The 13,733-nt window shown below is 66.8% G+C and carries 11 protein-coding genes; 8 read left to right on the top strand and 3 right to left on the bottom strand.

Going from position 1 to position 13,733, the window contains the following annotated elements; translation table 11 throughout:
• The 8 genes from QWL29_RS09015 to fucP all read left to right on the top strand — a co-directional run bounded on the left by QWL29_RS09015 (nucleotide 1) and on the right by fucP (nucleotide 10,302).
• The gene (locus QWL29_RS09015; RefSeq protein ID WP_305822554.1) at nucleotides 1-888 is read left to right on the top strand and encodes a carbohydrate ABC transporter permease; all 888 of its coding nucleotides are present in this window, start codon (nucleotides 1-3) and stop codon (nucleotides 886-888) included.
• Nucleotides 885-1,802 (top strand): carbohydrate ABC transporter permease, encoded by a 918-nt coding sequence (locus tag QWL29_RS09010; RefSeq protein WP_370663684.1) that lies wholly within the window; start codon nucleotides 885-887, stop codon nucleotides 1,800-1,802. Before QWL29_RS09015 ends, QWL29_RS09010 begins: the two co-directional genes overlap by 4 nt.
• A gap of 4 nt (nucleotides 1,803-1,806) precedes the next feature.
• On the top strand, nucleotides 1,807-2,853 hold the full coding sequence (locus QWL29_RS09005; RefSeq protein ID WP_305822553.1) for an ABC transporter ATP-binding protein: 1,047 nt from the start codon (nucleotides 1,807-1,809) through the stop codon (nucleotides 2,851-2,853).
• Between the two features lie 63 nt (nucleotides 2,854-2,916).
• Nucleotides 2,917-3,960: a LacI family DNA-binding transcriptional regulator gene (locus QWL29_RS09000; protein WP_305822552.1), complete on the top strand. Its 1,044-nt coding sequence runs from the start codon at nucleotides 2,917-2,919 to the stop codon at nucleotides 3,958-3,960.
• Nucleotides 3,961-4,083: 123 nt separating this feature from the next.
• Complete coding sequence (locus QWL29_RS08995) at nucleotides 4,084-5,448, top strand: GH1 family beta-glucosidase (protein WP_305822551.1); 1,365 nt, start codon at nucleotides 4,084-4,086, stop codon at nucleotides 5,446-5,448.
• A 25-nt stretch (nucleotides 5,449-5,473) separates the two neighbouring features.
• Nucleotides 5,474-8,008: a glycoside hydrolase family 3 protein gene (locus QWL29_RS08990; RefSeq protein WP_305822550.1), complete on the top strand. Its 2,535-nt coding sequence runs from the start codon at nucleotides 5,474-5,476 to the stop codon at nucleotides 8,006-8,008.
• Nucleotides 8,005-8,964 carry a glucokinase gene (locus QWL29_RS08985; protein WP_305822549.1) on the top strand — a complete coding sequence of 320 codons (960 nt, stop codon included), beginning with the start codon at nucleotides 8,005-8,007 and terminating at the stop codon, nucleotides 8,962-8,964. Before QWL29_RS08990 ends, QWL29_RS08985 begins: the two co-directional genes overlap by 4 nt.
• Before the next feature lie 21 nt (nucleotides 8,965-8,985).
• Nucleotides 8,986-10,302 carry an L-fucose:H+ symporter permease gene (gene fucP / locus QWL29_RS08980; RefSeq protein WP_305822548.1) on the top strand — a complete coding sequence of 439 codons (1,317 nt, stop codon included), beginning with the start codon at nucleotides 8,986-8,988 and terminating at the stop codon, nucleotides 10,300-10,302.
• A gap of 213 nt (nucleotides 10,303-10,515) precedes the next feature.
• On the opposite strand, the gene QWL29_RS08975 is transcribed toward fucP, so the two are convergent.
• Genes QWL29_RS08975 through QWL29_RS08965 form a run of 3 tightly spaced genes read right to left on the bottom strand, consistent with a single transcriptional unit; the run spans nucleotide 10,516 to nucleotide 13,718 of the window.
• Nucleotides 10,516-12,003 (bottom strand): tryptophan halogenase family protein, encoded by a 1,488-nt coding sequence (locus QWL29_RS08975; protein ID WP_305822547.1) that lies wholly within the window; start codon nucleotides 12,001-12,003, stop codon nucleotides 10,516-10,518.
• 10 nt (nucleotides 12,004-12,013) lie between these two features.
• Nucleotides 12,014-13,027 carry a cupin-like domain-containing protein gene (locus QWL29_RS08970; protein ID WP_305822546.1) on the bottom strand — a complete coding sequence of 338 codons (1,014 nt, stop codon included), beginning with the start codon at nucleotides 13,025-13,027 and terminating at the stop codon, nucleotides 12,014-12,016.
• A complete protein-coding gene (locus QWL29_RS08965; RefSeq protein WP_305822545.1) occupies nucleotides 13,011-13,718 on the bottom strand; it encodes a SapC family protein in 708 nt (235 codons plus the stop codon). Before QWL29_RS08965 ends, QWL29_RS08970 begins: the two co-directional genes overlap by 17 nt.
• Nucleotides 13,719-13,733: the final 15 nt, after the last annotated feature.

Genomic DNA, 13,733 nt, shown 5'->3' with positions numbered 1-13,733 from the left:
ATGCTCGCCCGTCCGATCCGCGCAGCGACCCCATATGCAGCCTTGCTGCCGATGGCGCTCACCGTCATCGTCGCCTACCTCGGCACGATGGCGTGGACCCTGCGCACCTCGTTCACGGCCTCGCGCACCTTCCCCTCCGATAAGTTCATCGGCATGACGCAGTACGAGCGCCTGTTCGACAACGAGCGCTGGATGCTGTCTCTGAATAACCTGGCGCTGTACGGCCTGCTGTTCATCCTGGCCTGCCTGGTGATCGGCTTTTTGCTGGCCGTTTTCATCGACCAGAACGTCAGCGGCGAGGGCGTGCTGCGCACCGTGTTCCTGTATCCGTATGCGATGTCCTTCGTCGCCACTGGCCTGGTCTGGCAATGGCTGCTCACGCCCGGCACCGGCATCGACGGCGCCATCGCCAGCATGGGCTTCCCGGATTTCGTATTCGACTGGATCGTCGACCAGGACATGGCGATCTACACCATCGTCATCGCCACCGTCTGGCAATCGGCGGGCCTGGTGATGGCGCTGATGCTGGCCGGCCTGCGCGGCATCGACGCCGACATCTGGAAGGCGGCGCGCCTGGACGGCATCCCGACCTGGCGCGTGTACGTGTCGATCATCGTGCCGATGCTGTGGCCGACGGTGGCCACCGTGTTCCTGCTGCTGGCCACCAGCGTCGTGAAACTCTACGACGCCGTGGTCGCCATGACCCAGGGCGGCCCCGGCACGGCCAGCGAAGTGCCGGCCAAGTTCATCATGGACCACCTGTTCCTGCGCTCGAACATCGGCCTGGCTTCGGCCGGGGCGATCATGCTGCTGGTGCCGGTAGTGGCCTTGCTGGCGCCGTATGCCTATGCGCGCAGCCGCAGCGGTCGTGAGCGAGGCCGGGCATGATGGCGCAGACCGCCCTGGGCACGCCCGCCGTGCACGTGCCCGCTGCGGCCCGCGCGCGCCGCCGTCACTTCACGCCGGCGCGCATCGGCATCTACGTGTTCCTGTTCGGCGCTGCGCTGTTCTTCCTGGTGCCGCTGTACGTGATGATCGTCACCTCGCTGAAGGGCATGGACGAGATCCGCGCCGGTTCCATCCTGGCGCTCCCGGGCGCGTGGACCGTCGAGCCCTGGCGCCAGGCCTGGTCCGAAGTCTGCACCGGCGCTTCGTGCGAAGGCATCCGCGGCGGCTTCTGGAATTCGGTCAGGATCACGCTGCCGAGCACCATCCTGCCGATCCTGATTGGCGCCATCAACGGCTACGCGCTCTCCTTCTGGCGGCCGCGCGGCGCGAACGTTTTGTTCGGCATCCTGCTGGCCGGCGCCTTCATCCCGGTGCAGGTGATGATCTACCCGCTGGTGCGCCTGCTGGCCGGCGCCGGCATCTTCGGCACCCTGCCTGCCATCGTGCTGGTGCACCTGGTGTTCGGGATGCCGGTGATGACCCTGCTGTTCCGGAATTACTACGCCAGCCTGCCGCAGGAGCTGTTCCACGCGGCGCGCATCGATGGCGGCGGCTTCTGGCGCATTTTCCTGCACGTGGTGCTGCCGCTGTCCACGCCCATCATCGTGGTGGCCGCCATCATGCAGGTGACCGGCGTGTGGAACGACTACATCCTGGGCCTGGTGTTCGCCGGCCGCGACAATTTGCCGATGACGGTCCAGCTGAACAACGTGATCAACACCACCACCGGCACCCGCCTGTACAACGTGAACATGGCCGCGACCATCCTCACGGCCCTGGTGCCGCTGGCGCTTTACTTCTTCTCCGGCCGCTGGTTCGTGCGCGGTATCGCTGCCGGCGCCGTGAAAGGCTGATCCCATGTCCAACGTCCACCTCCGCAAACTCTCCATCACGCTCGGCGGCAAGCCCATCATCCGCGAGCTCGATCTGAACGTCGAACCGGGCGAATTCCTGGTGCTGCTCGGGCCTTCGGGCTGCGGCAAGTCCACGCTGTTGCACAGCATCGCCGGCCTGATCGACGTGCATGCCGGCAGCATCGAGATCGGCGGCCGGGACATGACCCTGGCCGATCCCAGCGAGCGCGGCATCGGCATGGTGTTCCAGTCGTATGCGCTATACCCGACCATGACGGTCAAGGACAACATGTCCTTCGGCCTGAAGATGGCCGGCACGCCGAAGGCCGAGATCGCGCGCCGCGTGGGGCGGGCAGCGGAAATGCTGCAGCTCGATGCACTCTTGTCGCGCAAGCCCGCCCAGTTGTCGGGCGGCCAGCGCCAGCGCGTGGCCATCGGGCGCGCCCTGGTGCGCGAAGCCGGCGTGTTCCTGTTCGACGAACCGCTGTCGAACCTGGACGCCAAGCTGCGCGCCGAACTGCGCCGTGAATTGAAGCTCCTGCACGCGCGCCTCGGTTCCACCATGATCTACGTGACCCACGACCAGGTGGAGGCGATGACCCTGGCTTCGCGCATCGTCGTCATGCAAGGCGGCGTGGTGCAGCAGATCGGCACCCCGGGCGAGGTCTACGAGCGCCCCGCGAACCGCTTCGTGGCGGGCTTCCTGGGTGCGCCGGCGATGAACTTCATCGACGGCGAGGTCGACCTGCACAACCGTTTCAGCTCGGCCAGCCTGGCGCTGGCCCTGCACGCGCCGCTGCCGGCCGGTGCGGCCACGCTGGGTGTGCGGCCCGAGCACGTACACATCGACGCCGACGGGCCATTGAAAGGCAGCGTAACCCTGGTCGAACCGATGGGGAACCACCAGGTGCTGTGGCTGGACTGCGGCGGCCAGGTGCTGTCGGCCATCGTGCACGGGCCGGCCGTGTTCACGGCAGGGCAGGCCTTGCGCTTCGGGATCGATGCGGCGCAGGTGTCGCTGTTCGACCCCGGCAGCGGCGCGCGGCTATAAAGAAAAGCAGGCATGGAGTATGCTTCCATGCTGGTGACAACATTGAATGGTGAAGGACAGTTTGTGGCAACGATCAAAGACGTAGCGCGCCTGGCGGGCGTGGGATTGGGAACCGCGTCGCGCGTAGTCAGCGGCAAGGGTTCGGTCTCGCCGGCGACGCTCGAACGCGTGAAGAAGGCGATCGACGAGCTGGGCTTCCGGCCCTCGCACGCGGCGCGCGCGCTGCTGTCCGGTTCCAGCCGCATGATCGGCGTCTACATCCCGGTATTGAGCGGCACGTTCTACACGCCCATCCTGCAGATCATCGACACCGAACTGCGCGCCGCCGGCCTGCACATGGTGGTCGCCTTTGGCGTCGGCCTGGGCGATGCGCGGCGCCAGGCGGTGGAGGGCATCGACTTCCTGCTCGAGCGCGGCTGCGACGGGCTGATGGTGATGACCAGCGCCCTGCTCGAGGAAGACCTGGCCGCGCTCGGCGCCAAGAGCCGCCAGCTGGTGGTGCTGAACCACACCCTGGCCGGCATCCCGGACCAGTGCTTCATGGTCGACCACGGCCTGGGCGGGCGCCTCGCCGCGCGCGCGCTGCTCGAACACGGGCACCGCGACATTGCCATCGTGGCCGGCCCGGCCAGCCTGTTCGACAACGTCGAGCGCGTAGAAGGCTTCAAGGCCGAGCTGGAGGCATCCGGCATCGATACCGGCAAGCTGTGGGTGGCCGAGAGCGACTTTTCGCCGGCCGGCGGCTGGGCCGCGGCCAAGACCTTGATCGAATCGGGCAACCCGTGCAGCGCACTGTTCTGCGCCAACGATGAGATGGCGGTCGGCGCGCTGTCCTATTTCCAGGAAGCGGGCATCCGCGTGCCGCACGACTTGTCCGTGATCGGCTACGACGACACGCCGAGCGCCGAGTTTTCGGCGCCGCGCCTGACTTCGGTGCGCATGCCCTGGCGCGAGATGACGCGCAGCGGCCTGAACGCGCTGCTGAACCGCTGCTATGACTTGCAGCGCCCAGTGGAGCACAGCTTCCCGGTGTCGGTGACGCTGCGCGCCTCGCTGGCGAAAGCGGGAGAAGTGAATAAACGGGCGCGCCGCCCGAAAGCCGCATGAGTAGGCGGAAACACGCACAAGGCGCCTGCCTGGCGCTTTTTTTTGAGCCGGATATGGAAAGCTTTCCAAAAAGTTGACCGAACAAACGAACCAACAATCGAACAATGTCCACCAAATGACACCATGACGACTACGAACAGCACAGACCAGCACCCGCCCGCGCGCAGCGAATTCGCTTCCGACTTCCTGTGGGGCTGCGCCACCTCGTCCTACCAGATCGAAGGCGCCGGCTTCGAAGACGGCCGCGTCGAGTCGATCTGGGACCGCTTCGCCGCCACCCCCGGCAAGGTAAAGGGCGGCGCCAGCGGCGCCGTGGCCTGCGACCACTATCATCGCTGGCCCGAGGACTTCGACATCGGCCGCGACATGGGCCTGAACGCCTACCGCTTCTCGATCGCCTGGCCGCGCATCTTCTCTGAAATTGGCGGCAAGCCGAACACGAAAGGGTTGGACTTTTATTCGCGCCTGGTCGACGGCATGCTGGAACGCGGCCTGCAGCCCTGGGCTACGCTGTATCACTGGGACCTGCCGCAGTTCCTGCAGGACCGCGGCGGCTGGGCCGAGCGCGGCACGGTCGACGCCTTTTTGGAATTCACCGACGCCATGACGCGCCGCCTGGGCGACCGCGTGCAGCACTGGATCACCCACAACGAACCCTGGTGCACCTCGATGATCGGCAACTGGGAAGGCTTGCATGCGCCGGGCTTCACCGACTTCGCCACCGCGCTCCAGGTCTGCCACCACGTGCTGCTCTCGCACGGCAAGGCGGTGCCGCTGATCCGCGCCAACGTGCCGGATGCACAGGTCGGCCTGTCGCTGTCGCTGCATCCGCTGCGCGCGGCCAGCAGCAGCGCCGAAGACGAGGCCGCAAGGCTGCGCCACGACGGCCTGCGCTACCGCTGGTTCCTCGATCCGCTGTACGGCCGCGGCTACCCGCAGGCCACGCTGGATATCATCGGGGATGCCGCGCCGGCAATCCACCCGGGCGACATGGACGCCATCGCCGTGCCGACCGACTTCCTGGGCGTGAACTACTACTTCCCCGAGACCATCCAGGATGCGCCGGGCGAAGGCCCGCTGTCGGTGCGCGTGCTGAAACCACAGGATGCCGAGACTACCGCCCTCGGCTGGGAAGTGGCGCCCGAGGGCCTGGCCGAACTGCTGGCGCGCATCGAGAGCGATTATCATCCGGGGCCGATGTACATCACCGAGAACGGTTCCTGCTACGACGACGTGGTGGTTGCAGACGGCAGCGTGCCCGACGCCGAGCGGCGCGCTTACCTGCAGCGCCACCTGGCGGCGCTGCGCGACGTGATCGACGGCGGCGTGCCGGTGAAGGGTTACTTTGCCTGGAGCCTGGTCGACAACTTCGAATGGGCCGAGGGTTACGGCCGCCGCTTCGGCCTGGTGCACATCGACTACGACACCCAGCAACGCACGCTGAAGGACAGCGGCAAGTGGTACCGCAGCTTCCTGCGCCAGGAATAACGCACGATAAAAACACGGAGACGAGATGAACAAGAAGCTGCAACCGAGGTTACGTATACCTGCGTTGGCCCTGGCCATCGCCTTTGCCTTGCCCGCCATCGCCGCACCGGCCGCCGCGCCGCTGACCGATTGGCCGGCGCCGAAAAGCGCCATCGCAAAAGACGCGAAGCTGGAAGCGCGCGTCGCCGCGATCGTCGGCAAGATGACGCTGGCGCAGAAGATCGGCCAGATCACGCAGGCCGAGATCAAGACCGCCACGCCGGAAGACGTCAAGCGCTACTACCTCGGCTCCGTGCTGAACGGTGGCGGCAGCTGGCCGAACAACAACAAGCACGCCACCGCCGCCGACTGGATGACCCTCGCCAATGCGTATTATGACGCCTCGATGGCCACCGACATGGCAATCAAGGTGCCGGTGATCTGGGGCATCGACGCCGTCCACGGCAACAACAACGTGGTCGGCGCCACCATCTACCCGCATAACATCGGCCTGGGCGCGGCCCACGATCCGAAGCTGGCCGGCGAGATCGCTGCCGCCACCGCGCGCGCCGTGCGCGCTACGGGTCTTGCCTGGGTGTTCGGGCCAACGGTGGCCGTGGTGCGCGACGACCGCTGGGGCCGCACCTACGAAAGCTATTCCGAAGATCCGCTGCTGGTGAAAAGCTATGCCGGTCCGGTCGTGAAGGGTTTGCAGGGCCGCTTCGACAAGGACGCGAACGTGGTCGCCTCGATCAAGCACTTCATGGGCGACGGCGGCACCGAACACGGCAAGGACCGCGGCGTGACGAAGGCCACGGCGCAGCAGATGATGAACATCCACGGCCAGGGTTACTACCCCGGCCTGGAAGCGGGCGCGCAGACCGTCATGATCTCGTTCAACAGCTGGACCGACACTGCGACAGGTACGGAACACGGCAAGCTGCACGGCAGCCGCGTCGCCATCACCGACATCCTGAAGAACAAGATGGGCTTCGACGGCTTTGTCGTCAGCGACTGGAACGGCATCGCCGAAGTGCCGGGCTGCCGCAACGACAGCTGCGCCCAGGCCGTGAACGCCGGCATGGACATGTTCATGGTGCCCGACGACTGGAAGGCCTTTATCGCCAACACCATGAAGCAGGTGGAGGCCGGCGAGATCCCGATGGCGCGCATCGACGACGCCGTGACCCGCATCGTGCGTGTGAAACTGCGCGCAGGCCTGTTCGGCAAGCGGCCTTCGACCAACGCCTATGCCGGCAGGGCGGATGCGCTGCAGGACCGCGAACTGGCGCGCCGCGCCGTGCGCCAGTCGCTGGTGCTGCTGAAGAACGAGGGGCCGGCACTGCCACTCGCGAAAGGCAAGAAGATCCTGGTAGTCGGGAAAAGCGCCGACAGCATCTCGAACCAGACCGGCGGCTGGTCGCTCACCTGGCAGGGCACGGCCAATACGAATGCCGACTTCCCGAATGCCGACAGCATCCTGGCCGGCATCCGCGAGGCCGCCGGCGCCAACAACGTCAGCTACAGCGTCGACGGCGCAGGGGTGAACGTGGCCGACTTCGATGCGGTCGTCGCCGTGATCGGCGAAACCCCGTATGCCGAAGGCGACGGCGACATCGGCCCCACCGGCACCCTGCGCCACAGCGGCCGCTATCCGGAAGACCTGGCCACCCTGCAGGCGGTTGCCGGCAAAGGCAAGCCGGTGGTGACCGTGTTCGTGGCCGGGCGTCCGCTCTGGGTCAACGACCTGATGAACCTGTCGGACACCTTTGTCGCGGCCTGGCTGCCGGGCAGCGAAGGCAAGGGCGTGGCGGACTTGCTGGTCGCCGGCTCCAAACGCTACGACTTCACCGGCAGCCTGTCGTTCTCGTGGCCGAAGACCGTCTGCCAGACCGACCTGAACGCCGGCAGCGCCAACTACGATCCGCTGTTCAAGCTCGGCTACGGCCTGCGCACAGGCACGCGCTCGACGCTCGGCCAGTTTGATGCCAGCTATCCGGCCGGCGGCTGCGGCATCAGCAACAGCTTCCCGGTGTATGGCCAGGCCGACCGCGCCAGCTTCCCGCTGGCGATCCGTAGCGGGAGCGAATTCAAGCCGCTCGGCGCCGACCTGAACGCCACCTTCACGCTGCCGAACGTCAGCGTGCAGACGGCGCAGATCAACACCCAGCAGGATGCGAAGCAGGTCACCTGGACCGGGCCGGCCAGCATCGAGGCGCGCGGCGCCAAAGCCATGGTGCTGCCGGCCGCGGCTGCAAAGGACGGCGCGCTGCGCTTCGACACCATCGTCAGCGCGGCACCAGCGGGCAAGGTGACTATCGCCATGGCCTGCGGCGCCGGCGCCGCCTGCGGCACGCCGCTCGACGCCACTGCGCTATTCGCGCGCCTGGCCGGTAAGGGCAAGCAGACGGTCAGGATTCCGCTGGCCTGCTTCACGGCGCGCGGGCTTGAGTTGGCAAGGGTCGAGGCGCCGTTCGTAGTGGGCAGCAGCGCCGCCTTCACGGCCTCGTTCACCAACATCGACATCCTGGGTGGCGGTGCGAAGGAACAGGACGCCGTGCGCTGCGAGGAGCTGAAATGATCGTGCCCAGCCTGGTCGCCGACATCGGCGGCACGAATGCGCGCTTCGCCCTGCACCACGAGGGCCGCTTCGACTGCATCGAGGTGCTGCCTTGCGCCGGCCATGCCACCCTGGCCGACGCCATGCACAGCTACCTCGGTGCAGCCGTCCAGCGCGGCTTCGCGGTCGACGGTATCCGCCACGCGGCGATTGCGATTGCCAATCCGGTCGAGGAAGACCGGGTCAGCATGACCAACCACCACTGGAGCTTTTCGATTGCCGGCCTGCGCGACGAGCGCGCGCTGTCGACGCTGCTGGTGGTGAACGACTTCGCGGCGCTGGCGATGTCGCTGCCGTTTCTCCAGTCATACCAGCGCCAGCGCATCGGCGGAGGCGTCGAGCTGAGCGGCCGTCCGATCGGCCTGATCGGGCCGGGCACCGGCCTGGGTGTGTCGGGCGTGATCCCGGCCGGCGGGCAGTGGACCGCGCTGGCGGGCGAGGGCGGGCATGCCAGCTTTGCGCCATGCACGCGCGACGAATGCATCATCCTCGAACGCCTGCAGGACGAATATGGCCACGTGTCCGCCGAGCGCCTGCTGTCGGGGTCGGGCCTGGAAGCGATCCACCGCGTGCTGTCGGGCGATTCGCTGGCCGCACCCGACATCACGAAGCAGGCCCTGGACGGTTCATGCAACGCCTGCATTCGTACAGTCGAGACGTTTTGCGGTATCCTCGGCAGCGTTGCCGGCAATGTCGCCCTGACCCTGGGCGCCACCGGCGGCATGTACATCGGCGGCGGCATCGTGCCGCGCCTGGGATCCTTGTTTGCGCAGTCTTCGTTCCGGCGACGCTTCGAAGACAAGGGGCGCCTCTCGCCCTATCTCGCGCGCATTCCGACCTGGCTGATTACCGAACCTTACCCGGCGCTGCAAGGCGTGGCGGCCATGCTGTCCGCGCACATCGCCAACCAACAATAAAGAAGCACTGAAGGAGGCAACATGGAACACACCGCAGGCAGCCCACGCATCGACAAGGGCGCCGCTGCTGCACACGAGGGCGAGTTCAAGTCGAACACCGGCCCGCTGGTCATCGTCACGATCCTGTTCTTCATGTGGGGGTTGCTCACCTCGCTGAACGACGTCCTGATTCCGCACCTGAAGTCGATCTACACGCTCACCTACGTGCAGGCGATGCTGGTGCAGTTCTGCTTCTTCGGCGCTTACTTCATCGTCTCGATGCCGGCCGGTGCGCTGATCCGCCGCATCGGCTACCAGCGCGGCGCCGTCACCGGCCTGTTGATCGCGGCGGCCGGCTGCGCGCTGTTCTACCCGGCGGCGCAGAGCGGCTATGCGCTGTTCCTGTTCGCCTTTTTCGTGCTGGCCAGCGGCATCACCATCCTGCAGGTAGCGGCCAACCCCTACGTCACCGTGCTCGGACCGGCGCGCACCGCGTCCAGCCGCCTGACGCTGACGCAAGCCTTCAACTCGCTCGGCACCACCATCGGCCCGGCCCTGGGCGGTGTGCTGATCCTGTCGGCAGCCACGATCGGCGCCGACCGGCTGGCGGCCATGTCGGCGGCCGAGCAGGCAGCCTATAAGGCGCAGGAAGCGGCCACCGTTCAGGGCCCCTACCTGGCGCTGGCGGCGGCGCTGGCGATCCTGGCGGTGCTGTTCGCGCTGGCGCGCCTCCCGAAGATCAACCATGAAGAAGGTCCTGCCGCCGCAGCCGTTGCCGGCAAGGGCTCGGCCTGGAGCTACCGCCACCTGGTGCTGGGCGCGGTGGCCATCTTCGTCTACGTGGGCGGGGAAGTGAGCATCGGCAGCTTCCTGGTGAACTTCCTGGGCGAATCGCACATCGCAGGCCTGGACCACGCGGCAGCGGCCAAGTACGTCAGCATGTACTGGGGCGGCGCGCTGATCGGCCGCTTCATCGGCTTTGCCGTGATGCGCTACGTCAGCCCGGGCAAGACCCTGGCCTTCAATGCGCTGGGCGCGATTGCGCTGGTGCTGCTGGCCACCTTTGCCCAGGGTTCGGTGGCGATGTGGGCGATCATTGCGGTGGGCCTGTTCAACTCGATCATGTTCCCGACCATCTTCAGCATGGCGCTGCATGGTCTGGGCCGCCACACCGGCCAGGGTTCGGGCATCCTGTGCATGGCGATTGTCGGCGGCGCGATCGTGCCCTTCATCCAGGGCGCGATGGCGGACAGTATCGGCCTGCAGATCTCCTTCCTGGTGCCGGCGGCGTGCTACCTGTTCATCCTGTTCTTCGGGGTGAAGTATGCGGGTCTGCACCGCGAAGGGACCGGGAAGTAACAACGGCCTGCGGCGATTCTCGTACGGTGGGCACTCCGTGCCCACGCGGAACTCCGCGCTGTGTTGACGTTTGATCCCGCCGCAAAATAAACGCCGCGTTAGCGCTTCTGGAAGCGTCAACGCGGCGTTTGTTTTTCGGCGAAATCATTGCCAACACGGCGCAGGCGTTCGCGTGGGCACGGGGTGCCCACCGTACGGTCAGCGCCACCGGCCTTATTTAGCGACGCCGCAGTACTGGCGCACGTATGCCTCATGCGGCGGCAGCTGCGCCACGGTCCGGTCCACCGACCCGCTGATGTTATCCAGGAAGCCCTTCAGCTCCGCGTCGCCCATCAGGTCCGCCGTCTGGTGATGCCCCTCCGGCATGATGCCTTGCCCCAGCATCACCTGGATCCACGAATTCTCCGCAAACAGTTCGTTCGGCGCCCGGAACACGCGCCCCGTCTCGCGGAACAGATCGATGCGATGCTGCAGCGAACCTGGCACCGCCATCTCGGCGCAGGCGCGCCAGTAGGGCGTGTCGCGGCGGTTCGTCACCTTGTAGTGCAGCACGATGAAGTCGCGGATGTGCGCGATCTCGTCCGCCGCCTGGCGGTTGTACTCAAGCACGTCGCTGGCGCTGATGCCGTTCGACGGGAACATCTGCATCAGGCGCACGATGCCGCGCTGGATCAGGTGGATGCTGGTCGATTCGATCGGTTCCAGGAAGCCGCTGGCCAGGCCAATGGTGACGCAGTTGCCGACCCAGACCTGCTTGCGCTGGCCCGGCTGGAAGCGGATGATCCGCGGCTGCATCAGCGCTTCGCCGGTGACATTGCGCCTCAAGGTATCGAGCGCCGCCTCGTCGCCGATGAAGCGGCTCGAGAACACGTGACCGTTGCCGACCCGGTGCTGCAGCGGGATGCGCCACTGCCAGCCGGCTTCGCGCGCGATCGAGCGGGTGTAGGGCACGGCTTCGCCGCTGGACGCGGTCTGCAGGGCGGCGGCGCTGTCGTTGAACAGCCAGTGCGACCAGTCCTCGTATTCCACGCCCAGCGCGCCGCCGATCAGCAGCGCGCGGAAGCCGGTGCAGTCGATGAACAGATCGCCTTCCAGCTCGGTGCCGGAGTCCAGCCTGATCGAACGGATCGTGCTGGCGCCGGCAGCTTTCACCACGTCGACGATCTTGGCTTCGATGCGCTGCACGCCGTAGTGCTCGGAGAAGCGGCGCAGGAAGCGCGCGTAGGCGCCGGCGTCCATGTGGTAGGCGTAGTTCATGCCCTGCTTCGGCAGGTGGGCGAAGCGGTTCAGCTGGGCGGCGCGGTGTTCCAGGCAGTAGTCGCCGTAGTCGCCGGCCAGGCCGCGCTCGCGGCCCTTGTGCCAGAAGTGCTGGAAGCCGGCAGTCCAGTGGTCGATGCCGGTATTCCCGAAGGAGTGGATGTAGTCCTGGCCCACGTCGCGCCAGTTCTCGAAGCCGATGCCCAGCTTGAAGGTGGCGTGGGTGGCGGCCATGAATTCCTGCTCGTTGATCTCCAGCAGGTGGTGGAAGTTCTGCAGCGTCGGGATGGTCGCTTCGCCCACGCCCACGGTGCCGATTTCGTCGGACTCGACCAGCTTGATGTCGAGGCGCTTGCCCAGCGATTTGCCCAGGCAGGCGGCCACCATCCAGCCGGCCGTGCCGCCGCCGGCAATCACCACACGGCGAATCGGTTTCTTATCCATGTTTGTCTCCTTAGCGGTTCATCCGCTTTAATAATTGGGCGCGCAGGGCGCGCACGGCCGCGTCGTCGAGCGGATTCAACACGCCGCGCGCATGCGGCGGGATATGGGCGGCGGTCTCGTCATCGGCCTCGAACACGTAGCGATTGAACAGCCCCTGCCAGGCGCGCCGCTGTTCCGGCGGCAGGTCGCGCACGCTCATCAGGGCGTGCATCAGCGCGTTGATCGGCGTGTCCATGTAGTCCGGCGACTGGCGCCACCAATAGTTCACCAGCACGTTGAACGGGGACAGCGCCTCGATGTGGTGCCACCACATGCTCGGGATGAACAGGGCGTCGCCCGGCGCCAGTTCGGCCACCTGGGCGTGGCGCATGGCCTCGGCGAACTTCGGAAAGCGGTTCAAGTCGGGCTGGTGGAAATCGACCAGGCTGATGGGCTGGCCGGCCGGGGTCAGGTCGAGCGGGCCGATGTACAAATTGTCTACCTGCCCGGGCGGGAACAGGGTAAACCGGCGGCGCCCGGCCGCCACGCAGGCGACGTTGTCGGGCAAATCGTAGTGGGCGGCGATGCGGGTGCGGTTGCCGATCCAGATGCTGGCCAGGGCGTCGCGGCTGCCCAGGTCGATGTCGTTCTCGGCGCGCAGGCCCGGCAGGCAGGTATCGATCGTGGTCGAGCCGACGTAGATCGCCGGCGGCTGCTCGTCGCGCAGGTGGCCGCGCAGTTCGGCCAGCACGGCATCCAGGCGTGCTCGCACCGGCGCGAAATTGAAGCCGGTGAGGTCCTGGTTGTAGAAGAAGCGGCCGCCAATATCGGGCGCGCCGAGCATGGCGGTGACGGTCGCGTCGCGGTAGAAGCGGCGCAGGTAGGCGTCCGCACTGTCGAACGAGGCAATCGCCGCGCGCACCAGCGGCCAGCGTGCCACCAGGCCGCGCAGCACCAGCGGCTCGGTCGAGGTCAACAGCGCGTCGGTCAGGACGCCGGGGGCGCTGGCGTCGATCTCGCGGATGGGTTCAGCGTTGTCCGGCATTGCGTCGGTTCTTGCGGTCGATCAGGGCGCGGAACTGCGACAGCGAAGCGAGCACCATGTAGATCGCCTGCAGGTGGCCGGCGGCGTGCAGGCTGGCCAGGGCCGCGCCGTCGAGTGCCGCCAGGCGCTCTTCGTGGATGGTGTAGAAGCCGGCCAGGCGGTTGTCCGAACCGTCGTCGAGGGTGATGTCGAGGAAGAAGGATTCGAGCAGATTGTGCTGGAGCAGGGCGGCGGTGAAGCTGCGCGCACCTTCCAGGCCGAGGTGGATCGCGCGCAGGACCGAGGCCATGCGCTCGGTGTACTCGGTATTGCCGCCCTGGGGCAGGAACAGCGGTTCGCCCTGGTCGCGGCTCAGGCGCGGGTTGTCGAGGTCGACGTGGACCACCAGTTCGCTGCCATCGGTGCCGATCAGGAAGGGCTGGCGCTGGATCGACAGCGGGATCTCGGCGGCGTCCCACACTTCACCATCCAGGAACAGGTTCTCGCCCGGCTGGAAACCGAACAGGGCCAGGGCATCGTAGCCGCCTGCGCCGTTTTGCTGGAAGACGATCGGGTAGTGCGCCTGCAGGGTGCGGAACTCGTCCGGCCAGGTGAGGGCCGACATCACGTTGTCGCCGTAGGCGGCGCCGCGGGTGGCGATGACGCGCATGGCGGCGTGGTCGATGTTGTTCAGTAAAACGGGATTCGGCATGGGGTGTCTCGTTGT

The sequence above is a fragment of the Massilia brevitalea genome, from assembly GCF_030711405.1.
Lineage (GTDB): Bacteria > Pseudomonadota > Gammaproteobacteria > Burkholderiales > Burkholderiaceae_D > Telluria > Telluria brevitalea.
This window is presented reverse-complemented; position numbering and strand designations above follow the sequence as displayed.